This is a genomic window from Ruminiclostridium papyrosolvens DSM 2782, from assembly GCF_029318685.1.
GTDB classification, from domain to species: domain Bacteria; phylum Bacillota; class Clostridia; order Acetivibrionales; family DSM-1351; genus Ruminiclostridium; species Ruminiclostridium papyrosolvens.
The window spans coordinates 734,253-757,103 of sequence record NZ_CP119677.1; the positions used below are offsets into that span (position 1 = coordinate 734,253).

At 39.3% G+C, this 22,851-nt stretch carries 15 protein-coding genes; 11 read left to right on the plus strand and 4 right to left on the minus strand.

Annotated features, from left to right (window positions below; translation table 11 throughout):
- Positions 1-125 precede the first annotated feature (125 nt).
- Both P0092_RS03475 and P0092_RS03480 read left to right on the plus strand, forming a co-directional pair.
- Positions 126-2,402 (plus strand): glycoside hydrolase family 113, encoded by a 2,277-nt coding sequence (locus P0092_RS03475; protein ID WP_004618894.1) that lies wholly within the window; start codon positions 126-128, stop codon positions 2,400-2,402.
- A 175-nt stretch (positions 2,403-2,577) separates the two neighbouring features.
- Positions 2,578-5,748 (plus strand): carbohydrate-binding protein, encoded by a 3,171-nt coding sequence (locus P0092_RS03480; RefSeq protein WP_004618893.1) that lies wholly within the window; start codon positions 2,578-2,580, stop codon positions 5,746-5,748.
- Between the two features lie 112 nt (positions 5,749-5,860).
- Here P0092_RS03480 and P0092_RS03485 read toward each other — a convergent pair whose 3' ends face one another.
- The 4 genes from P0092_RS03485 to P0092_RS03500 form a co-directional block, all read right to left on the minus strand.
- Positions 5,861-8,476, minus strand: coding sequence for an RICIN domain-containing protein (locus P0092_RS03485; RefSeq protein WP_004618892.1), 2,616 nt, complete (start codon positions 8,474-8,476; stop codon positions 5,861-5,863).
- 41 nt (positions 8,477-8,517) lie between these two features.
- Positions 8,518-10,632, minus strand: a complete 2,115-nt coding sequence (locus tag P0092_RS03490; protein ID WP_004618891.1) for an HzsA-related protein — start codon at positions 10,630-10,632, stop codon at positions 8,518-8,520.
- A gap of 2 nt (positions 10,633-10,634) precedes the next feature.
- Positions 10,635-12,536 carry a cytochrome c biogenesis protein CcsA gene (ccsA, locus tag P0092_RS03495; RefSeq protein ID WP_004618890.1) on the minus strand — a complete coding sequence of 634 codons (1,902 nt, stop codon included), beginning with the start codon at positions 12,534-12,536 and terminating at the stop codon, positions 10,635-10,637.
- A gap of 448 nt (positions 12,537-12,984) precedes the next feature.
- Complete coding sequence (locus P0092_RS03500; RefSeq protein WP_004618889.1) at positions 12,985-13,941, minus strand: substrate-binding domain-containing protein; 957 nt, start codon at positions 13,939-13,941, stop codon at positions 12,985-12,987.
- A gap of 424 nt (positions 13,942-14,365) precedes the next feature.
- Between P0092_RS03500 and P0092_RS03505 the strand changes: the two genes are divergently transcribed.
- The 9 genes from P0092_RS03505 to modD all read left to right on the plus strand — a co-directional run bounded on the left by P0092_RS03505 (position 14,366) and on the right by modD (position 22,845).
- Entirely contained in the window at positions 14,366-15,505 is a 1,140-nt protein-coding gene (locus P0092_RS03505; RefSeq protein ID WP_004618888.1) for an ABC transporter substrate-binding protein, read from the plus strand.
- 21 nt (positions 15,506-15,526) lie between these two features.
- Entirely contained in the window at positions 15,527-16,156 is a 630-nt protein-coding gene (locus P0092_RS03510) for a class I SAM-dependent methyltransferase (protein ID WP_004618887.1), read from the plus strand.
- Between the two features lie 12 nt (positions 16,157-16,168).
- On the plus strand, positions 16,169-17,200 hold the full coding sequence (locus tag P0092_RS03515; protein ID WP_004618886.1) for an ABC transporter substrate-binding protein: 1,032 nt from the start codon (positions 16,169-16,171) through the stop codon (positions 17,198-17,200).
- Positions 17,197-17,892 carry a GTP-binding protein gene (locus tag P0092_RS03520; RefSeq protein WP_004618885.1) on the plus strand — a complete coding sequence of 232 codons (696 nt, stop codon included), beginning with the start codon at positions 17,197-17,199 and terminating at the stop codon, positions 17,890-17,892. Before P0092_RS03515 ends, P0092_RS03520 begins: the two co-directional genes overlap by 4 nt.
- Entirely contained in the window at positions 17,892-18,923 is a 1,032-nt protein-coding gene (locus P0092_RS03525) for an ATP-binding cassette domain-containing protein (RefSeq protein WP_004618884.1), read from the plus strand. The genes P0092_RS03520 and P0092_RS03525 overlap by 1 nt, the downstream gene beginning before the upstream one ends.
- A 4-nt stretch (positions 18,924-18,927) precedes the next feature.
- Positions 18,928-20,064: an ABC transporter substrate-binding protein gene (locus tag P0092_RS03530; protein WP_004618883.1), complete on the plus strand. Its 1,137-nt coding sequence runs from the start codon at positions 18,928-18,930 to the stop codon at positions 20,062-20,064.
- Positions 20,065-20,076: 12 nt separating this feature from the next.
- On the plus strand, positions 20,077-21,162 hold the full coding sequence (locus tag P0092_RS03535; protein ID WP_004618882.1) for a FecCD family ABC transporter permease: 1,086 nt from the start codon (positions 20,077-20,079) through the stop codon (positions 21,160-21,162).
- Positions 21,159-21,941, plus strand: coding sequence for an ABC transporter ATP-binding protein (locus tag P0092_RS03540; protein ID WP_004618881.1), 783 nt, complete (start codon positions 21,159-21,161; stop codon positions 21,939-21,941). Before P0092_RS03535 ends, P0092_RS03540 begins: the two co-directional genes overlap by 4 nt.
- A 61-nt stretch (positions 21,942-22,002) precedes the next feature.
- Positions 22,003-22,845: a ModD protein gene (modD, locus tag P0092_RS03545; RefSeq protein WP_004618880.1), complete on the plus strand. Its 843-nt coding sequence runs from the start codon at positions 22,003-22,005 to the stop codon at positions 22,843-22,845.
- Positions 22,846-22,851 lie beyond the last annotated feature (6 nt).

A 22,851-nucleotide genomic window follows, 5' to 3' on the forward strand; every position in this document is an offset into this window, starting at 1 on the left:
GCTAGGCAAAAGAATGCATTACCAAAAACCAAAGGGAACAATGTTTTATGAGGATAGCGACTAGTGTCAAAAAAATCTAAAGCTTGAAACTGTAAATTACATAACTTAATAAATAAGGAGTTATTATGAAAAAATTTATTTCAATAATTGTATTAATCTGTTTAATGATTGGGCTATTTCCACCAAATTGTTTTGCCGGAGAACCAGTTGTTACTCCCCAATTAATTATTATTAATGTAAATGGCGAAAATGTCTCTGTGTTGTCAGTTAAGATAAAAAATGAACAATACTTGAAGTTGCGAGATATAGCGTATTATGCAAATGGCAGTGACAGACAATTCAATATTAGCGAAGTCAAGAAAAAAGCAATTGTTAATATTTATTCAAATACTCCCTATAAGTCTATAGGAAACCAAGCTTCTTTAAAAAACAACAAACCACAAAAAGCGTTACTTTTTAAAGGAAAGTATTTTCTTGATGAAAAAGCTACTAAAATTAATTCATATTACGTAGGTAATGAAATGTATGTTAAACCGGCAGAGCTCGGAAAGCTGTTGAACTTTATAGTAACCTCCGGCAAAAAAACAGGGCAATATTACATTAATACTAATCATAGTGCAATTACTAAGAAAATTGGTGTAGAGACTGCAATGACCTACGGCGATATGAAACAGAGTGACAAGAATAGTCCGTGGGTTGGATATGACTATAGTGGGAGGAAAGTACTGGGATGGCACCAATTATGGCCTGGAGATGTGAGATTATTTTTAGATTTCGGCTCAGGACCTGTTTTAGTGTGCTATAAGGTTATTGTTTCAAATGGTCGTTTCTACTTTTTAGATGATAAGCTTGTTTACAAAAAAGAGATTAATGGTGTGAAGATACCATTAGAAGCAGATGGTGGTATATCTGCAAGGCGCTTAGAACAGATTCTGGGCAGTTACTATGAAACTTTTCTTAAAGAAAGTGTATATCTTACTATTAACCTTGGTATGCCGGCAAAGCAGAAAAATGATAAAAATATAACATATAAAATATCAAGCAATAAGAGCTCAGTATTTTTAGGGGTATTAGAAAAGTCACAAATTATTCCTAGTTTGACACCAACACCCGAAATGGCTAAGAAATTTATTTATACCAGTTCCGATGCCAAAGTTGCGTTTGCTGACGAGACAGGCATGGTTTATGGAATTGGACCGGGAACTTGCACAATCTCTATTGGGCTAGAGGGACGTAGTGATATTCCGGTAAAGACAATTAAAGTTTCAGTTAATGGAGATGCAGCTCTGGCAAAGAAGTCAACAGGGTTTATCTGTTTTGACTATTATGATAATGATGTGGCAAATGTATTTCAGGAACCTACAATACAAGCTATGCATCAAGATGGGGCTCAGTGGGTTAGCTACATAAATACCTTAAGCTATACAAATGAAAATCCAATACGTATTGACGGTGTCAGTAACAAAAATACTAATATAATGCGAGAAATTAGAAAAAACGAGTTTGGGGCTTTTGTCAAGGCAGCAAAAATTAGAGGTATGAAGGTAGCTGCTCAAACTCAAATAATGTATGATGAATTACTAAAGGATTGGATGTCTAATGAAGCAAAAAGTAATGAGGCTCTATTTTATGAGGAGTCTGCAAAATTCTGGGCGTATTTTGGCTCTTTACTAAAAAACAATGCCCAAAAATGGATTTCTGACCCTAATAATGTTGAAGCAAATAAGTTTTGGGATGAATGGTTTGCGCAATATGAAAAAAATATCTTGGAATATGCCAATTGGTGTGAAGAATACAAGGTTGATTTGCTAATAATAGGTGAATATCAATCAAATCCCTTTTATAGTATTGGCGGTGGGCGTATGGAAAAACTGATTAAAGATATCAGGAATGTGTATTCTGGTAAAATAGGAGCTGTTTGCACGTATACAACCCAATGGGATGAAGTAGATAAAATGTCATTTGCAGGTCAACTAGACTATATTAATGTAGTACTTCAAGAACCTTATAGCACCAAGGAAAATCCTACAATAGAGGAATATCAACGAGAAATAGAGCCAATCCTTACGGGAAAAATAGAAACTTTATATAAAAAATATCAGAAAAAAATTATTATTACTTCTTCTTACAAGAGCGCACAGAACCAAGGAAATAAGGAGTGGTTTGAACCTTGCACTGTGCAGACTAATATTAAACAAGATTTTTTGCTGCAAGCCAGAATGTACGAAGGGCTGTTTCGAGCACTGCAAAACAAAACATGGGTTGAGTCTGTATGGGCAAATGGATATAATTGGGTAGAAAATTTCGAACATGCAGACGGACGTTTAAATGCTATTGATAAAGGCCAGTCTGTACGAAATAAACCTGCAGCGAAAGTATTTTTGAAATGGAGTAATAAATAATTACATCGCAAGAAAAATATATGAGCGCATGAATTACCAACCCACACCCTGATAATTGAAGAAAATGGAATAATATGGTAAAATTTAATTAATTAACCCTCAAAGGTCGGATTTATGCTTTGAGGGAAATTTTTATTAATAAGTTTTTTCTAATGAAAAATGAGGAGGTTAATTTATGAAAAAAGGCAACTGTGGATTTTGCCGTAAACTTGCAGCTTTTCTGGTGTTGGTGCTGATTTTTCAGTCCTGTGGATTTGTTCGGGCAGCGTCAACTGATACTGTGAATGTGGATTTTAATAACATTTTACGGCCCGTGAATCATAGTAACTTTGGCTACATTCTCACACCTAACTATGATATACCGGATAGCAGGATGAAAATGCTTGGACCCATTCTTAACCGAGAGACCATCCCAGTCCAGACCTTCCAAGGAGTAGGTGATTTGGATGGTACATGTTTTAACAACGAAAACAGTCAGCTTCAGAGGTGCTTGGAGGCATATCAAAGGGCAAAGGCAAACGGATTGAAGTGGTACTTCCTTCTTGGACTTAATCCGTCGTGGACAGCACCTAACGGCACTCCGGGAGGTGGTGCTCCTACAAATCAGGCTTGGTTTAAGCAGTATGTAAAAGATGTGCTTCAGTATTTAAAGGACAATGGAGCGACGCCGGACTTTGCAGACCTTACAAACGAGTATTGGACAGGCCGTGAAGCTACATTCAAAGGCAATTGGGAAGCCGTAAGGGAAGTTTATCCGGACTATATACCTATAGTCGGCCCCGGTGCAGTAGGTTATTCAGGGATAGCGGATTTTTACATACCGTTTTCCAGTCAAAACCAAATGGATTTGGAAGGACCTTGCTGGCATGAATACTGGGAAGGCAGTACATATGCGTCATATACTCAGACAAATAAATGGAAGGATCCCATAGTAAGCCTTCAGACAAAATATCCTGAAACCAACGGCAAGTATGTGGTATGGGAGGAAAACAACTCTTGGTCAACGTCGGCTGTTGATTGGACACGAAGTATGGCCAATGTAGTGCGCTCAGGAATCACCCAGAATATTAAGGGCTGTATCAAATCAGGCAACTGGAATGGCATGAGCGATATATTGACAACAACTGTCAGAAACAGTCAACAAAATGGAGCTGTCAGGACGCCCATATGGTGGGTATATTACATGTTCTCTCAGTTGTCGGGACACTATGCGGGAGTTTCAACGAGTACAGGGGATGATATTACAGCTTGTGCCAGCAGAGACACTGATGAATGCAAGGTTATCATCGCAAAAAGCACAACCGCAGGTACCATAAATGTAAACCTGAACAATCAGCCTTACAGCGGGAAGGACGTAAGGATAGACCTATATAAAATTACTTCAAGTGAAAATAACGGTCTGACATACCAATCCAGTATTACACCTTCTTCAACTTCCAACATAAGCTTTTCAATAAACAATGCGGCAGCCAATGATTCATGGCTGGTGGTTTTGAAAAAGGTTGATTCTGCTCCAAACTTTTTCCACCCAATGACTCCTGACGATGGGGAAGTTACTACAACAGCACCGACACTTACCTGGTCGGCAGCTCAAGGTGCTGCCAGTTATACGGTGAAAGTATCTGTAAACAAGGATTTGTCCGACCCTGTCATCAACCAATCGGGCATTGCCGATACCAACTACACGGTTGCAGCACCTTTAACTGAAGGCCAAAAGTATTACTGGAATGTTACCGCAGTAAATTCCGGCGGAAGTCGAACAGTCTCAAACGATGCCGTTTATTCTTTTATAGCCGGTGCAAATGCCGGTGTACCCGGACAATTCGGACCTTACCTGCCGTCACGGAATGCACCTAATGAATCAGTTACACCAAAATTTTTGTGGTCAAGAGCATATAACGCAAGCTCTTATCGTTTGGTAGTTTCCAAAAACAGTGACCTTTCATCTCCGGTAATAAATAAATCAGGAATTACAACTATAACAGGTACAAATGAATTTGGCCCTAATACGGCATCAACTTATACTCCTACTACAGCATTGGAAAACAATACTACATATTATTGGAGGGTATACGCCCTAAATGCAAATGGAGAGAGACCAATAAACGGGCCTATACAATATTTCACTACAAAGACTGCAGGAAATTCGCCTGTAAGCTTCAGCCTGTCTGCTCCTGCAAACGGAATAACAGGTGTTTCAGACAGAGCGGTACTTTCGTGGACGCCTTCCGGGAATGCCTTCTTCTACAAGCTTGAGGTGTCTTCAAATGCAGACATGTCTAACCCTGTAATTCTGAGGGACAGGATGATATATAACAAATATACCGTAGAGCCCAATCTACTGAATCCTGATACCAAGTATTACTGGAGAGTTACAGCATATACAAAAAATCTGGCAAACTCCACGGCATCTTCCAGTGGTATATGGTCATTCACAACAGAGAATAAGCCATGCTCGCCATTGCTATATGCCCACCAGCCCGATAATAACAGTATAAAGCTTTGGTTCAGGCTCTCAAAAGGGGCAACTTCATACAATATCAAATACGGTACGGAACCAGGTGTGTACACTAATACAATAAAAGGCGTTACTGCAAGCCCATACACCGTTTCAGAACTTAAAAGCGGAACAAAGTATTACTTTGCAGTAACTGCAGTCAATGAAAACGGTGAAAGCTCCATATGGAACGAAAGACCTGAAATTACCGGGGGGACTGCCATTCCCAACCCTGACTCCAGGTCGGCATTTGCGCAGATTGAAGGAGAAAGCTTCGATAAGCAATCGGGAGTTCAAACAGAAACCTGTTCCGAGGGAGGAGAAGATATCGGGTACATAGAGAACGGAGATTACGCTGTTTACAGTAACATTGACTTTGGGAATGGTGCTGAAAAATTTCAGGCAAGAGCAGCGAGTAACTCAAGCGGAGGAAACATCGAGATTCATCTCGACAGCATCAACGGTACCTTAATAGGAACATGTCCTATTACCGGAACGGGAGATTGGCAGACTTATGCAGATACATCCTGTAGTATCAGCGGTGTGAGTGGGAAGCATGAGGTATATCTGAAGTTTACAGGAGGAAACGGGTACTTATTCAACTTAAACTGGTTCAAATTTACCCCAATAACTGTAATTGTCGGAGACCTCAATGGAGATTCCGGTGTAGATGCAACTGACTATGCACTGATGAAAAAGTATTTGCTTGGATTAATTACGGATTTGCCTGTAGAAAATGGTCTTACGGCAGCTGATCTAAATGGTGACGGTGTGATTAACGCCATTGATTTATCACTATTCAAGAAATATCTGCTGGGTATTATTGAGGAATTACCTTATACAGGCTAAGGATGTATAATTTATAGCCGTTTTTCTACGGAAGTAGATAGCCTAGTGCAAAAGCAGCCATCTAAACAGAATAATCTGTTTAGATGGCTGCTTTTGGTTGAACCTATTTATATTATAAATCAGTTTTAATTCCAAGCACTACTTGTTTCAAAATCGCAAAATCAATTGCGTTTATATCTCCGCTATCATCAACATCAGCTGCTTCTAGCTGTTCTGCGGGTAAATTATCAAGTTCACCCATTAATATCTTTTTCACAAAGACCAAATCAATTGCATTAATTTCTCCATCACCATTTACATCACCTTTTTGTAAGGTTTGAGCAGGATTACTGTCTATTTGAAGCAAATATGCCTCAAGTTGTGAAAGCTGTTCAGCAGTAAGCTGTGATGTTTTACCATGTTTGTCATTTGCATTCTTTGTTGTCAGTACTTCATGGAGTGTTGCCGCAGAACCATCATGCAGGTATGGGGCAGTTCTCCACAATTCCTTAAGCGGTGGGGTATAATACATTCCATCGGGGTCTAGAATATCTTTTGTACCAACATCATGAGCTTTCAAATCAGTATACATTTCTCCGGAGTGACAGTAAGAACATTTTGTCTCACTGCTTTCAAAAATAGCTTTTCCGGCAGCAGCATCTTTTGTCATTGTACCTTTATTCGAGTATGGGTCAGCTTCCTCAGAGAGGCTCTTGATATAAGCAGTTACATCATCAAGCTCTTGCTGGGTTGGCTCTTTAAACTTTATGTATTTGAAACCTGCTTTTATGCCAACATGTGCATCATCTCTTACTCCACGCCACATAGCAGGAGGTGTATCAAAAACATACAACATTGACTTAGTGTTTTTAGTATTGCCGATACCGTCATTTGGCATGTCCCAGTTAAGTCCGTCGGCTCTGCCGTCAGGATGACAGGAGGCACAACTGAGCCATTTTTGTGTGGTGGTTGATGCATCGTAGAATATACGTTCACCACTTCTAACCTGACTTTCTTGGGGTTGTATACCCAGTTTTGCCGTGCTTTTCAATACACTACCGAAGGTATCTATAAGATATACTTCTCCTGCAAAATATGCGCCTACGGCTACAGTTTTACCATCCGGTGATAGGGATATTCCTCTTGGTCCCTGACCGGGTAGCTCAATCTCTTTTAACAGACCTGCTCCCCATAAAGCTCCAAGATCATATTTCAGACCACTTTTTTTTGTGGGGTCGGCTTTAATTTGTAACCAGATATCTGAATATGGTTTGTCGAAGCCCGATTTTGAACGGAATAGTAAGGAATAATTGCTTGTCGAACCTCCGGAACCAGCTTTTGATATTTTCCATTGCTGGCTCAAGCTTGTACTACTGCTGTTTGTTACTATACCGGCATTGTTACTGGTAGAAGCAGAACTAACATCCATGTATTTCTGACTGGATTTCACTTGAAGCTTGTAGTAACCGTTTCCTGCATCAATTAATTTCCATTTCTGATTATCTGAAGAACTCTGGTCCCATTCCACTACAGCCGAATTATCTCCGGTAGCGCCTGCATTGTCCAGTGCTTTGTTTGTTCCCCTGTTAATAATTGAATAATACCCGTCAGAACCGGCCACTAACTTATACTGCTGGTTGTTGTTACCCACATCATCCCATTGTACCAGCTGAGTGTTGTTAGCAGAATTACCGTTAGGTACATCAAGGGCTTTTCCACTATTTCTGTTTACTATCTTATAGTAAGAACTAGAATCAATTTCAGAACTGTCACCGCCGTTTAAATTTCCTGCTAAAAGCTGATGTAGACCATTCAAATCAACTCTCAGCACTTGATGAGTTCCTGACACACTGACCCACATGGTTTTACTGTCTGCTGATATTGCCAGTCCCCAAGGGTCTGCTGCTCCTTCCATTGTTCTGTCCAAAAGGAAGGTAGTATATATTTGTTTGGTTGCTATATCAATAATAGTAACTGCATTTGTCATTACCCATCCTCTTGTTATCTGGGTAGTAGGAAGGGATGTTTTTCCGAAGGTGTGAAGCACGTACGCCCACTTACCGTCAGGTGAACATTTAATGCCTCTTACATTTGATGAACCCTGTGGAAGCACAATATTTGCAACTTCACTGGAGGTTTTCATATCGATAAAGGTAACTGATGCGGCATACTTAGCTTCGGAGGCATTTCCTGAAGGCAGGGCATGTCCGACTATTGCATATTTGCCGTCAACAGTACTGTCCATTAAGTAGGGATAATCTTTAACAGAGATATTTTTTTCAACATTGCCTGAGGACAAATCAACTACAGATACTTTTTTCAAGCCGTAATCAGATACAACGAGTTTATCCTCTACTACTTTTACTCCAAGAGGTTTAGACCCTGTTGAAAACCTTCTTTTTACTTCTCCGGAAGCCGGATTTACTTCGGCAACAGTACCTGCTCCGTACTCACAAACATATATATTTTCATTTCCATTCCATGCAAGAGCTTTAGGCTGTCCATCCAACTGAATAACCTTTTGAACTTCACCGTCGGATGCCTTCAATATTTCAATCTGTGCTTTAGTTGAATCTGATACCGCTATCATGCTGCCATCAGGGGAATATACAGTATCAAAAGGTGAAAAATATGTATTGTCAGCCGAATAGCCAATATTACTATCAGGAAACAGGAAGCTCACTACAGTAATGACTATTGCTATGCAAAGAATCATGGGAATTAATTTTTTATTTGTATACCGATTCATTTTTTTTAACACTCCCATCTATATTATTTTAGCCAAGGGATTTAATTCAGAGATGGCTCGACCTGCTCTCCTCTTAACTGGGCATCTGTATTCTTATAGTCTCCAAAGAATGGTGCAATTCCCGAATCCATCCATATTGTAAATGAGTGAAGCTCGCTTGGAGTAAGATTACCATGTCCCGTCTTTAACTTTTGATATAACTTTGATGCTCTGGAACCGAACTTGCCCGGTTCAGTTCGAGGATAGACATGATCCCAGTTAGCACCTTTATACATTACATCAAATAGCGCAACATATGGCTTCAGATTTTTATACGAACTAAACCATTTGGTTTGGGAATCCAGGTTTCCCTTTCTAAGGTCAGGGACCTGAGAGCCATTGTGACATGAGATACATTTTTTATCCAAAATAGGCTGAATAAGCCTTGGAAAACTCATTGGCCTTGCGCCTTGGGATGCATCAGGTGTAATTGTTGAAGGTGTTCTCCTTAGTGCTAAGGGAACACTTTGCGGATTCTCTGCTGCTTTACGGGCAGGTTCGTGACAACCCTGACATAACAGCCGGTTTTGTCCCGGGACAAGGAAGGTATCAGATCTCATAGTCTGAACGGCAGTTCCGTCTTGATCAACAGCCTGGAAAAAAACAGGTTTTCCGGGTGACAAATAGAAGGATGCACTACCATCTTCCTCGACCGGTACTGAGCCTAATAGCCCTCTGGTATTTCTACCGGCCCATGAACTTTCAGTTCCTTCATAGCTTACTATTGGGTCTGTTGCCAGAGGTGTGGTCTTTGGATACACCTGCCAGATACGCAGTTCTTTAATCTTTGTTCCGGATGGGAATGGAAGCAGTGTATCATAAATATTCATTATAGATACAACTCCATCAGGAGCTTGTCCCGTTGGTATAGCTGAGCCCGGAATACTGTTGGGTACAGTACGTGGGCGAAGTGGCATAGGACCGTAACAAGAAAAATTAGGATCGCTGTACAGCATTGTCTTGTTTCCTTTAGTATCTATAGCATATATTCCATATCGCTTGTTTGCGCCATTACTGTTGGCATTGGGATCATAGATACACAGAAAATAGTCTTCGCTTAAAGGATATGGAGTTCCGTATTTCTGATCGGTTGTGGTGCCGGTTTCAGTTTCCGGATATTTTGCATCAGGTGTAATTTTTGTAATAGTGGAAAGGTTGTCATCATCTTCAACATCCGGGTCAATAACAATTAGAGGCCCATAGTTTTGAGCATGATGAGGAGCGGCTGTCGCAACATATTTGTTGGAATTCGGTATTGCTCTTAATGAATTCTGCATCATAGGAACGTTTTTCCACCATTCATCCCCGGAGTTAGGGTAATTTAGCGTAATAGCTCTCGCATCAAGACCGTCGGGAGTGGTTATCCATGCAGAATGAGGATGAGTGGCACCTCTGTCCACGTAGTCCCAACGAGTGTAAACAATCATACCGTTGTTATCAACACAGGGACTCCATTCATTAGTTTCATGGTAACTTATGCATCTTATATTGCTCCCGTCTGCATTCATTGTATGCAGATTAAAGGTGGGAACCGTACGCTGATGACAACGTCCGTATCCGCCTCTTCTTTCTGATATAAATACAATCCTTCCGTCGGGAAGCCAGCGAGGATCAAAATCATTTACACTCCCGTCGGTAAGCTGTGTGAGATTTGTCCCGTCCACATTTACCTTGAAAATGTGGTAAGTAGTGTTTTGATTCCAAACGCCGTAGGAATTTTGAGCATCTGTGTAGGCGAATACAATTTCCTTTGCATCGTAACTCACATCAAAGGAATAGAAGGCTCCTCCTGTAAGCTTCTTTCCTGCGTAACGCCCATTTTTGCAGATAGAATTCTGTAAAACATCGGTTACGGTGGGATTGCCTGAAAAGGCATTGTTCAGAATATACAGTCCACCACCTTTTACTCCTGTAAATCCGAAGTTTCCATCAATCATATGGTTCTCAACACCTGAATATGGCTGATGTTTAGTAAAAACGATTTTGTCAAAGTTAAACTCTGACTTTTTAAGATCAACACTTCCCGAAAATACAACAGAAATCTGAGTAGCCAATAAAACTGCGGTTATTAACATAACTGCAATAATCTTGAGAGATAGTTTTGATGCTTTTGTCATTTTCAAACCTCCTGTTCTAAATTATTTTTTATTACTATTTTTGTTTTTTTATTTTCAAAAACGTAATACAGAATCGTGAATACAATCAATAAAATGCTTCCGGCCCATACAAGGTTAACCCATTTTACTACCTTAACTTTTAAGGATATATTGTCCTTCTCGTCTATACCTTCGAAAATTATGTATAAATCTTCTTTCAATCCTGATTTTATTACTGCTCTGGAGTGAGAGGTTTTCATTTTTTGATAATACGAAAGTTCCGGCTTTAACTGGAATTTTCCGGCAGGGCCACTGACCCCCAAAACGGAAACAGCGGTAGTTTTTCCTGTTTCTTCTTTCCAAAAGAGGTTTCTGTATTTCACTTCATATTCTCCGAAAACCATGGTGCTTCCCTTTTCCAGAGTCTTATCCGTAGATTGAAGCATTCCCATGGACCCTGCAAAGCCAACTGCCATTAATATCAATGCGGCATGTAGTAATAGAACTGCCATTTTTTTCGGATTCAATATAAGCTTTTTATAGTTTATTACAACGTTTATAATCAAATTTACTGCCAGCATAGTACAAACTGCCAGAGACAATTTTGTAAGTAAGCCGTAATCAGAAAGAAATAGCATTAGTCCCAATACTGTTAAGCCACATACGGCGCCGGGAATCAAAAGCATTTTTCTAGAAAAAATACTTGGATTAATTGAAAGAAATAAAAGCATCAGAATACCATATATTCCGAATACGTACTGGTAAAAACTTATGGGTGCAGCCGATGGATTTTTGATAAACAGTCCTCCAAACAAAGGGAAGGTTGTACCGCCAAAAATTAAAACAGCTGTTATAATGCTTATTGCAGTAAACAAGTTGCCGGGTTTAATTATATTTGGAAGCAGCTTTTTAGGTGCTGCTTCACCGGAGTTATTTATTACGTCCTTTCCATGTGCTTTTCTAATTTTGAAGTAATAGAAAATAAAAAGCAGGACCAGGGCCAGTAATACCACTCCGAAAACCACGGTGACACCACGGCTGCTGTAAGCATGTACCGATTCCAATACACCGCTTCTTGCAATGTAGGTACCCACAAGTATGGTAAATGAAGTTAAAAAAATCAAAAGAAAATTCATTCTTTTATTGTTATTACCTTCTCTTCGCAAACCATGAAGAAAAGTTGTTGCAAATAACCAGTTAACCAGAGATGAATTCTCTATGGGGTCCCATGCCCAATAACCTCCCCAGCCAAGCTCGGTATATGCCCAAATGCCCCCGGTAACAATTCCAAAGGTAAGAAGAATCCAGCCCCACATAGCCCATTTCCATGTAATATTTACGTGTTCTTCAGTGTTTTTTCTGATATCAAATAATTGATATCCAAAAGCAATGAAGAAGAAAGAAAAGGCAATAATTATAACAGGGGGATGAAAGACCATACCCAGACTTTGGAGGGCAGGATTAAGACCAAACCCGTCGCTTTGTGACGAAACCTGTTTAAATGGGTTTTTTATAAAGGTTACTACAAACATAAAAAGTGTCATAACAAATAATAAAACACCGCTGATGGTTTTTGTTGAGCTTTTTTCTTTGTTCCTGAAACAGACAACTATAAGAAGTACCGCCAGTACAGAAGTCCAAAAAAGCATCGAACCTGAGCTGCCAGACCAGAACGCCGAAATTTTATATATTAATGGAAGTGATTTTTCTGTATTATGATATACATACTCAACTGAATAGTTCCCGCTTACAAGCGAATAAAGCAAAAAAAGTGAAGATAACAGAACTCCAGAGCTTGCAACTATACCTGTCAGAATTCCCAGATTTTTGTTTTCCTCTTTTTCATTTTTAAAGGCAATGAGCAATAACGATATAAGACCACATGTAAAAGCAAATCGCAGCATCCATGTACCCAAAAAGTTCATTTAAAATTCCCCCGTTTAGTATTTAATTTTTATATTAAAAGCCATTTGGCTTACTTTTCTGACATCAGAAAATAAAAATACTGTATCGATTCTATTAAGATTATCTTGGCAAGAATGATTTTTTTGAATAAGTACAATTGAACAGCCTATGTTGATAGAAATGAATGTATTTGATATAAATAAATTTTGCGGTTATTTATTACTATTTTATATATTTATATTGTATATGTCAATAAATGACAGAGGTACTTGGACACCCTAAGAATTTTTCGTACCTTTTCCGTAAAAAATTTCCGGCTTGTGTTTAAACAGATGAATCATCCTATTAACAACGTATCCGTTGTTAAGGAACGCTCTCTATAATAAAAAGCCAGACCACCTGTAAGACACTGTATAAGCGACTTACAGGTGGTCTGGCTTTTTTTGTACGGTTAAAGCTTGAGGCTGCTTATGTCTCATCTACAATTTTGCCTATATCCGTAAGGTCATAACCGCCGATTCCTTCCAGTTCCATTTTGAATTCCTGAGAACGCAGAATTTCAAGAACAGCTTGATAAGGTGCTTTTTCTATATCTTCCTTTTTAATAACAAGCTCATACCTCTCTGATTGAAGAGGTATAAAATCAATACCTTTTACTTGCAGACCGGATTTCTCATTACCGATACCAATATCTGCGCCTCCACGGGCAACTGTACTGGCTATGGCAAGGTGAGAAGTGCTTTCCCGTTCGTAACCTTTTATATTCTTTGCAGAAATACCGAGCTTTCTCAGATGCTCATCTAAAAGAACTCTGGTTCCGCTGCCTTTCTCACGATTTATTATAGTTAATTCCTTTCTCTTCAAATCTTCCCAGCCTTTTATACCTTTAGGATTTCCTTTTGCCACATAAAAGCCTTGGAGTCGACAGGCAAGATGAATAATTACTGCGGGAACACCCGGCAGCATTCTCCTGACAAAAGGTATGTTGTATTGTCCGGTATCTCCATCCCATAAGTGTGCTGTGGCCATTTGAACGTTGCCTTGGTATAAGGCATAAAGGCCATTATAGCTTCCTACATATGAACGGAGTGCCTGTATACCATTAGGATGCAATTGCAGATATCTGGAAAGGATATCAAGAAGAATATCTTGTCCGCATATTACAAAGCCGTTGTTTCTAACCAATTCTTCCTCTGAAAAAGAGTTTAATTTATTATTCACTGTAAAACTATCAGGCTGATTGGTGCTTTTTACACTCTTTGTTTTATTTCTATATTCATCAACATCTTTTAAATCGACTCTTATTTTTTTACCTACTCTATAGGAGTTCAATTCTCCTCGTTTGATTAATTCATAAACGGTATTTTTGGCTATTTTCAATATATCTGCGACTTCCTGAGGTGTTAATGCTGAATTGTCATTCATGGTGATTCTCCTTTGGGCTAATACTTTATTTCTTAGTACGTACAAGAAGTACTAAACATCTCAAAACAATATAAAACACAATAAAAAGATACTATTGCTATGTATTATATAATAAACCCATTATAAAAGTAAATATTAATAGTATTTAGTACTGTTTATTTAAAATAATATGCTAATTAACTAAAAATATTTATTTGCTATTGATTTTTAATTTAAATCCACGTATAATAAAACGTAATATAACATAACAAAAAGTTATTAAAATATTAATACGTGTCACGTTACGTTCTCTTATGTTATATTGAAGGTTTAGCAGTCGGGTAAAGAAACTCAATGATGAGATTGTAGCATTCAAGGATGAATGCTATGGTTTTATCATTTTTTTTTACCCAATTTATTATCCCAACGAAAGGAGATGATTTATATGAAATACAAGTTATTCAATACTCCAGTAACTAGAAATAGAATTTTGAGCCTGTTGATTTCAGTTGGCATTATTTTTAGCTTAACTTCATGTGGTAATAAGAATGTAAACGAGCATCCAACAGCATTAGAGAATAGCAGCTCTTCCGGAAACAGAATCTTTACAGATACTGCCGGAAGAACACTTACGATACCGGAAAATATCAAGAAGGTGTATTCTTTAAGCCCTGTAGGTAACATTATGATGTACACCTTAGCGCCTGAAAAAATTGCAGGGTTAAGCAGCAAGGTTGAGAAGGATGACAAAAGGTTTCTTATGCAAAGCTATAATGAACTCCCAGTACTAAGCGGAAATTTCGGGCAAAGCAATACCATGAATACGGAAGAAATTCTGAAAATTAAGCCAGATGTGATTATCAACATGGGAAATGTTGACCACACAACAATTGAGGGCGCACAAAAAATACAGGAACAACTGGGTATACCTGTTGCAGTTATAAATTTTGACTTAAAAACCATGGGCAGAGCATATGAAATGCTTGGAGAGCTTACAGGAGATAAAGTAAGAGCAAAGGAGCTCGGGAATTATTGTACAAAGGTAGTAAATGAGATAAATGAGGCTGCAGCAAAAATTCCTGATGAAAAAAGAGTACGGGTTTATTATGCGGAGGGAGATAAGGGATTGCAGACAGACCCCAAAGGGTCTCCCCATACAGAGGTGCTGGAGTTGGTGCGAGGTATAAATGTTGCTGATGTAGCAATGCAGAAGGGCTACGGACGTTCGAACGTTTCCCAAGAGCAGCTTATGAAGTGGAATCCCGACAGAATTATTGTGTGCATTGATGCCGGAACGCAAAAAGGAAACAATCCATATCAATACATAATAAATGACAGTACAATGAAAAATCTTGATGCAGTTAAAAACAAAAAAGTGTCTGCCGTACCCTACCATCCTTTTAATTGGTTTGACAGGCCTCCATCAGCCAATCGCATCATTGGAGTTAAGTGGCTTGCGAACCTACTGTATCCTGATATTTTCAATTACGATATCAGGAAGGACACAAAGGAGTTTTATGAAAAGTTTTACCACATAAAACTCACGGACACAGATGTAGATGAAATATTGGAGAATGCAGGGTAACAGCTAAAAGGAGGGAGCAAAATGCAAAGTAAAGCTTATGAATTTGATGAAATTGCAAACGGACCGTTTTTACCGATATATTCCGTTATTGCACAGCAAATTATTGAAAAGACAGGTATAAAGGCTGGCACATGTCTTGACATCGGCAGCGGAGGGGGACATTTAGGACTTTCATTGGCACAAATTACAGAGATGAAGGTTATCCTTCTGGACAAAGCGGGAGATGCACTTACCATAGCAAATAATAGAGCGGGTAACTGGGGACTGTCAAATCGAACGACTACAGTACTTGGTGATGTACAAAGAATGCCCTTGGAGGATGGAACCATAGATTTGTGTGTCAGCAGAGGTTCGGTTTGGTTTTGGGAAGACCAGAAAAAGGGGTTTGAAGAGATTAATAGAGTACTTGCTGCGGGTGGTATAGCATATGTTGGCGGGGGATTTGGCAACCTGAAACTGAAAGAGCAGGTTGATAAAAAGATGAAAGAACGTGACAGCGAATGGCCCAAAAGAAGGGAAAAATTCGTTGAGGGTAATAACATAGGCCATTTTACTGAAATATTACAACAAACAGGTATATCGAATTTTGAAATAACAGATGATGAAAAGGGCATATGGGTAATTTTCCAGAAGGCAAGGAATGTGGAGTGAGGTGATGTAAAAATGAATATAAAAAATGATAATGAGATTATTGAGCCGGATGTCTGTCAAAAATCAAACTTTATCGGATATACCTATTGTCCGCTAAAGCTTACCTTTAAAGAGTGCATTGAGGAGACAGTAAAAAACTACCAATCAGAAACAGGGGATAAGGATTTCAGGTATTATGTACCTTCCGGCTGTAGCACTGAAGACCCCTATGACGATATATGGAAGTCACAGAATATAGAACAACTTCCTGAGGTAATTGCAAGTGTTGGCTTCGGAGATTTTTTCAGGAAAGAATTTGTAGAGAGATTTATACATAAAGGCTATTTTAAGGCTGTACCGCAGCCTGAAATTCATAGTTCCTTTTCAGCAGCCGGGTTAGTTGACCCAAATGGCTGGTATACGATTTACTCTGTATTTCCATTGGTTATTCTCATTGACAAAAAAAAGCTGGGAAAGCTGCCTGAACCAAAACGTTGGAGTGATCTTTTAAGTCCGGTTTACAAAAATAATATCATTATAGGTGCCTCTCATGGAGAGTTTCACGAAGATTTGTTTCTTTATATGTACAAAGATTATGGTGATGAGGGAGTTGTAAAGATATCCAATAACATTAAGAGCGGCTGTCATGCCTCACAGATGGCGAAGCTGGCAGGAACCAACAGCAATGAAGGAGCTGCAATATATGTTATACCATGGATGTTTGCAAAAGCCTGTCCAAGGCATGAAGCAACTAAAGTCATCTGGCCTGAGGACGGTGCACTGGTAACTCCATTGTACTTACTGGTAAAGGAAATCGCTTATGAAAAATACAAACCAATCGTTGAGTGTATAACGGGATATGACTATGGACAAAAATCTGCACATAATTATTTTCCTGTCATGAATGCACAGGTTGATAACAGACTTCCGGAAGGAGCAGTCTTTAAATGGCTGGGTTGGGATTACATAAGAAGTCATTCCATACATCAACGAATGGAATACGTTATGAATATTTTTAAAGAGGTTTGGAGCGGAAAGTTTGAAGACAGGGAGATGTTGCTATGAGATTCATTACAGTATCAGGTCCGCCCTCATCCGGGAAAACCTCAGTCATATTAAAGACACTGGAAGCTATAAGAACAGAAACTCATAGAGTTGGCATTGTCAAGTTTGACTGTCTTTCAACCTATGATGATCAATTGTATATGAAGGCAGGATTTCCGGTGAAGGTGGGACTTTCAGGCAATTTGTGTCCGGATCACTTCTTTATCAGCAATGTGGAAGCCTGTATTGATTGGGCTTACCGTAAGAAACTTGATTTTTTGATTAGTGAAAGTGCCGGGTTATGCAACCGTTGCTCTCCACATATAAAAGAAGTTCTGGCAGTATGTGTCATAGATTGTCTCTCAGGCGTGAACACGCCAAAGAAGGTAGGCCCAATGCTCAAGCTTGCAGATATTGTTGTCATAACCAAGGGAGATATTGTATCTCAGGCTGAAAGAGAAGTTTTCTGCTTCAAAGTAAAGCAGGCAAATCCTAAGGCTTTCATTACTTTTGTTAATGGTATAACAGGGCAGGGCGCTTTTGATTTAGCTGTCAAGCTTAAGGGAGCACCCGACGTGTTTAATCTTGAAGGAAAGCGTCTGAGGTTTTCAATGCCGGCAGCACTGTGCTCTTATTGCTTGGGTGAGACAAGGATAGGAGAGGATTACCAGACCGGTAATCTCAAAAAGATGGATTTTGAGGATGTGGTCTAATGAAGGAATATATATTGTCCACAGCACTGAGGGAGATATTCAGAGAACATAACTATGCGCAGGATTTCTTTAGCTCTATAGGAATATCGGATGCCTCTGTAGGACTTGGCATTGAAGCTTTTCTGAATACTCTTGATGACAGCTGCCTTGATGATTGTGGAATGGAACGTGAACAGATTGTAAGCCACTTTATTTTGTTTATGGAAAAGATGGCAGAGCTTAAAGAAAAGCCTGATTTTACAATAAGTGAAATTGCGGTGGTAGGAGGCCATGATAAATCGGGAAATAGTGAAAATATCACTTTGACTATGAAGCCCGGGGAGATTATATCCATTGTGGGACCCACGGGCTCAGGAAAAAGCAGACTGCTGGCAGATATAGAGTGTCTTGCTCAAGGAGATACTCCTACAGGCAGGCATGTTCTTTTAAACGGAAAAGCACCAGCCTATGATAAGAGATTTTCTGTAGAGCATAAGCTTGTGGCTCAGCTGTCTCAAAATATGAATTTTATTATGGATTTGACAGTGGGAGAATTCTTAGCCATGCATGCTGAAAGCCGTATGGCCCCGGATATTGAATATATTGTGAAAACTATTGCACAATGTGCAAATGAGCTGGCGGGAGAAAAGTTTACCATGAAAACGGCAGTTACAGCCTTAAGCGGAGGGCAATCCAGAGCCCTTATGATAGCAGATACTGCACTTCTGAGCAGATCTCCCATTGTATTGATTGATGAGATTGAGAATGCCGGAGTTGACCGTAAGAAAGCCTTGGAGCTTCTTGTTAAAAAGGAAAAAATAGTATTGATGGCTACCCACGACCCCATTCTTGCCTTGATGGGCAATAAAAGAATTGTGATTCGCAACGGCGGAATGAGTAAGATTATAGAAACCGGCAATGTGGAGAGAGAGAATCTTGAACTGCTGCAGCATATGGATGCAAGAATAGTGGAGCTTCGCAACAGGCTTAGAAATGGTGGGAAAATAGACTTTAATGTAGGTGATTTTTTTGAATTAGAGAAAGTAAGGTGAGCTAATGAAAAATAAAGTATTTTTAAAAACTATTACTTTTATACTGACAGCAGCTTTTATGCTTGCAGGCTGTGGAGGTACGGATAAAAATAAGTATGAACAGCCTGCCTCTTCTGCAATCAGTCAGGAGAATGAGGTTAAAGCTGAAAAAAGCAAAGAGATACTTGATATGGCAGGACGAAGAGTAAAGGTTCCAAGTGAAATCAAAAAGGCTTATGCCACAAGTCAGATAGGAATTATTGCGCTATACACCCTCAACCCTGACAAGCTCGCCGGATGGGGATTCGCTTTATCGGAATCGGATAAACAGTTTATATCAGAAAAGTATTATGAGTTACCCGTGCTGGGAGTATGGTCAGGAAAGAACGGAACAGGAAATGTAGAAGAAATCATTAAGGTACATCCTGACATTATTTTTTCAATAGGTACAATCGACAGCTCTCAAAAAGATTTGTCCGATAAAATACAGGTGCAAACAGGAATACCCGTTGTAATGCTGGATGCTCCGCTTGAAAAACTCGATATAATGTATGAGAAATTGGGAGATATCATGGGTGAAAAAGACCGTGCTAAAGAGCTTGGAGATTATTGTGCAAAGACGATTGCCGATATTAACAAGTTCAAGCTCAAAATTCCTCATGGAAAACAGCTTAAGGTGTATTACGCAGAAGGAGCCAAAGGACTTGAAACTGATCCGAAAGGTTCTTTCCATACAGAGGTACTTGATTTTGCAGGCGGAATAAACGTTGCAGAGGTTCCTAAGCAGAGTGGCTTTGGCAGGTCGGCAGTTTCATTGGAGCAACTGCTGAAATGGAATCCTGAGGTTATTGTTGTAGGTTATGACAAGGATGCGAAGTCCGGCTTTTTCAAAGACATATATACTACGCCTGAATGGAAGAGTATCAAAGCTGTAAAGGATAAAAAAGTTTATGCTATACCCAATAAGCCCTTTGACTGGTTTGACAGGCCGCCGTCTGTTAATCGTATCTTAGGTGTAAAGTGGCTGGCTAACCTACTGTATCCTGAGTATGTAAACCTGAATATTGATAATGAAGTAAAGGATTTTTACGATAAATTTTATCACAAGAAGCTTACAGAACAAGAGGTTAAGAACCTGCTGACAGAGGCTCGCGGCAGATAAAGGGGTGATACCATGGGATTTGTTAATGAAATTATAGTAAAGAAGAATGTAAAAACGTTTAGTATCCACAATGAAGAAAAATCCGGAGCAAGAGTAGGTTATATTACAATTGTTTTAGCTGTCATGCCCATTGTAGCATTTGTCATATCCTTTACTTTAGGAAGATACGGGATATCATTGAGTGAAATTTTAAACATGTTTTTTTCTAAAATTTTCGGGAAGGAAGTTACTTGGACAGCTACAACAGAAACAGTTATATTTAATGTCAGACTTCCAAGAATACTTGCAGCTATGCTGGTAGGAGGAGCATTATCTGTCTCAGGTGCCTCATATCAGGGCTTGTTTAAAAATCCAATGGTATCTCCCGACATACTTGGAGCATCTGCAGGAGCCGGGTTTGGAGCAGCAGTAGGAATTCTCTTGTCCTTGGGTATTGCAGGAATACAAGTAACTTCCTTCCTTTTTGGGCTAGGGGCCGTGGCTTTAACATTTATCATCAGTACTATAATTGGAAAAGGGAACAATGCAGTTTTGGTATTGGTACTGACAGGAATGGTGGTTTCCACGTTGTTTACTTCCTTTATTTCAATGACGAAATATCTGGCAGACCCGTACAGCAAGCTTCCCGCAATAACCTTCTGGCTCATGGGAGGGTTGTCCACCATAAGTATGAATGACATAAATATTATTATTTTCCCTCTTTTACTTGGAGCTGTACCCATAATTCTTCTAAGATGGAAACTCAATGTTTTATCCTTTGGTGAAGAGGAGGCAAAAGCATTAGGAATTGATACCTCGGTAATCAGAGTAATTATAATCATCTGTTCTACCTTGTTAACGGCTGCTTCTGTTTCCATATGCGGTATGATTGGATGGGTGGGACTCATCATACCACATCTTGCCAGAATGCTTGTGGGACCCAACTATAAGGTTCTGCTGCCGGCGTCGTTTTTTATTGGAAGTACATATCTTCTTATTGTAGATGATGTGGCCAGAAGCAGCTTTGCTTTGGAGATTCCGCTGGGCATACTTACCTCCTTAATAGGTGCTCCATTTTTCATTTATCTTTTGATTAAAGGAAAGAGGGGATGGATATGAGACTGGAAGTAAAAAATGCCGTTTGTGGTTACGGAGCAAAAAAAGTAGTAGAAAACATATCCTTAAGCGTTGAAACCGGGGAGATTCTGTGCCTGCTTGGGCCTAATGGTGTTGGAAAAACAACCTTCTTTAAGAGTATTCTGGGTTTTTTGAAGCTTATGGATGGAGAAGTACTGCTAAATGGGGATAACATTAATAGTCTTACTAAAAGAAAGGTTGCAAAACTTATCGGATATGTTCCTCAGGCTCATACTCCTCCATTTCCTTTTACTGTTTTGGATGTTGTGGTGATGGGAAGGACTGCTCATATGGGCATGTTCGCTTCTCCTTCAACAAAGGATATAGAGATTGCAGAAAAAGCATTGAATACTCTGGGTATTTCGTCTTTAAAAAATTGTATTTATACGGAAATCAGTGGTGGAGAGCGGCAAATGGTGCTGATTGCACGTGCTCTGACACAACAGCCCAAGATACTCATTATGGATGAGCCGACTTCCAGTCTGGATTTTGGAAACCAAATCAGGGTGCTGGAGCAAATTAATAGACTTTCAAGAAAGGGTATAGGAGTCATAATGACTTCCCATTTTCCAAACCACGTTTTTCTATGTTCTTCTAAGGTAGCCTTGTTGCAGAGAAATCAGATTTTTACAGTTGGAAGCGTTGACGAGGTTGTCACGGAAGAAAATCTGAGGTCCGCATATGGAATAAATGTGAGAATAACCGGTATAGAGGATTCGAAAGGAAGTATTATTAAAGCCTGTATTCCTCTTATTAGTTAGAGCAAAAAATTATTGAGAGGTAATGTGTGAGACTTTTTAGTGGAAAGAAAGTGAGAAATATATGTATATAAGTGATGAAATGATTGAACGTTTTATAAAGGAAGATATACCTTATTTGGATTTAACGACTCTTGTATTGGGTATTGGAAGTAAATTAGGTCAGATCCGTTTTATGGCAAGGGAGGATATGGTCTTGTCTGCTGCAGAAGAGGTTAGGAGGATATTTGGAAAACTTGGAATAAACGTAAGCCGATTATTGCCAACAGGTACCTTGGTTAAGAAAGAAGAAACTTTTATCATAGCAGATGGATTGGCAACCAATCTTCATATGGCTTGGAAGGTTTCCTTGAACCTTCTGGAATACTGTTGTGGCATAGCAACAAAAACAAAAAATCTTGTTGATAAGGCAAAGTCAATTAATCCTGATGTAGCGATTGTTGCCACAAGAAAATCATTTCCCGGAACAAAGGAGCTGGCAGTAAAATCTGTTGTAGCCGGGGGTGGTTACCCCCACAGGCTTGGATTGTCTGAAACCATATTGATTTTTAAGCAGCATATGAACTTTATGGGTGGTTTGGAGGAGTTGCCAAAAGAGATAAAGCAAATAAGAAGTAATGCTTATGAAAAGAAAATAATAGTTGAAGTTGAGAATAAGGCAGAGGCTATTATGCTTGCAGAGGCAGGAGTAGACGGTATTCAGTTTGATAAGGTACCTGCTTCAGATTTAAAACAAATAGTTGATAGTATTAGAAGAATCAACCCAAATATTACTTTAATAGCTGCCGGTGGGATAAATGGGGGTAATGTGCAGGAGTACGCAGACACAGGTGTTGATACTATCGCAACTACCTCCGTCTATTTTGGAAAACCTGCTGACATTAAGGTTACTATGGAAAGATTATGAGGCAGG

Excerpts from the sequence above, each read along its gene's own strand:
- P0092_RS03475 (WP_004618894.1), top strand. The coding sequence starts at position 126 with ATGAAAAAATTTATTTCAATAATTGTATTAATCTGTTTAATGATTGGG.
- P0092_RS03480 (WP_004618893.1), top strand. The coding sequence starts at position 2,578 with ATGAAAAAAGGCAACTGTGGATTTTGCCGTAAACTTGCAGCTTTTCTG.
- P0092_RS03485 (WP_004618892.1), bottom strand. The coding sequence starts at position 8,476 with ATGAATCGGTATACAAATAAAAAATTAATTCCCATGATTCTTTGCATA.
- P0092_RS03490 (WP_004618891.1), bottom strand. The coding sequence starts at position 10,632 with ATGACAAAAGCATCAAAACTATCTCTCAAGATTATTGCAGTTATGTTA.
- ccsA (WP_004618890.1), bottom strand. The coding sequence starts at position 12,536 with ATGAACTTTTTGGGTACATGGATGCTGCGATTTGCTTTTACATGTGGT.
- P0092_RS03500 (WP_004618889.1), bottom strand. The coding sequence starts at position 13,941 with ATGAATGACAATTCAGCATTAACACCTCAGGAAGTCGCAGATATATTG.
- P0092_RS03505 (WP_004618888.1), top strand. The coding sequence starts at position 14,366 with ATGAAATACAAGTTATTCAATACTCCAGTAACTAGAAATAGAATTTTG.
- P0092_RS03510 (WP_004618887.1), top strand. The coding sequence starts at position 15,527 with ATGCAAAGTAAAGCTTATGAATTTGATGAAATTGCAAACGGACCGTTT.
- P0092_RS03515 (WP_004618886.1), top strand. The coding sequence starts at position 16,169 with ATGAATATAAAAAATGATAATGAGATTATTGAGCCGGATGTCTGTCAA.
- P0092_RS03520 (WP_004618885.1), top strand. The coding sequence starts at position 17,197 with ATGAGATTCATTACAGTATCAGGTCCGCCCTCATCCGGGAAAACCTCA.
- P0092_RS03525 (WP_004618884.1), top strand. The coding sequence starts at position 17,892 with ATGAAGGAATATATATTGTCCACAGCACTGAGGGAGATATTCAGAGAA.
- P0092_RS03530 (WP_004618883.1), top strand. The coding sequence starts at position 18,928 with ATGAAAAATAAAGTATTTTTAAAAACTATTACTTTTATACTGACAGCA.
- P0092_RS03535 (WP_004618882.1), top strand. The coding sequence starts at position 20,077 with ATGGGATTTGTTAATGAAATTATAGTAAAGAAGAATGTAAAAACGTTT.
- P0092_RS03540 (WP_004618881.1), top strand. The coding sequence starts at position 21,159 with ATGAGACTGGAAGTAAAAAATGCCGTTTGTGGTTACGGAGCAAAAAAA.
- modD (WP_004618880.1), top strand. The coding sequence starts at position 22,003 with ATGTATATAAGTGATGAAATGATTGAACGTTTTATAAAGGAAGATATA.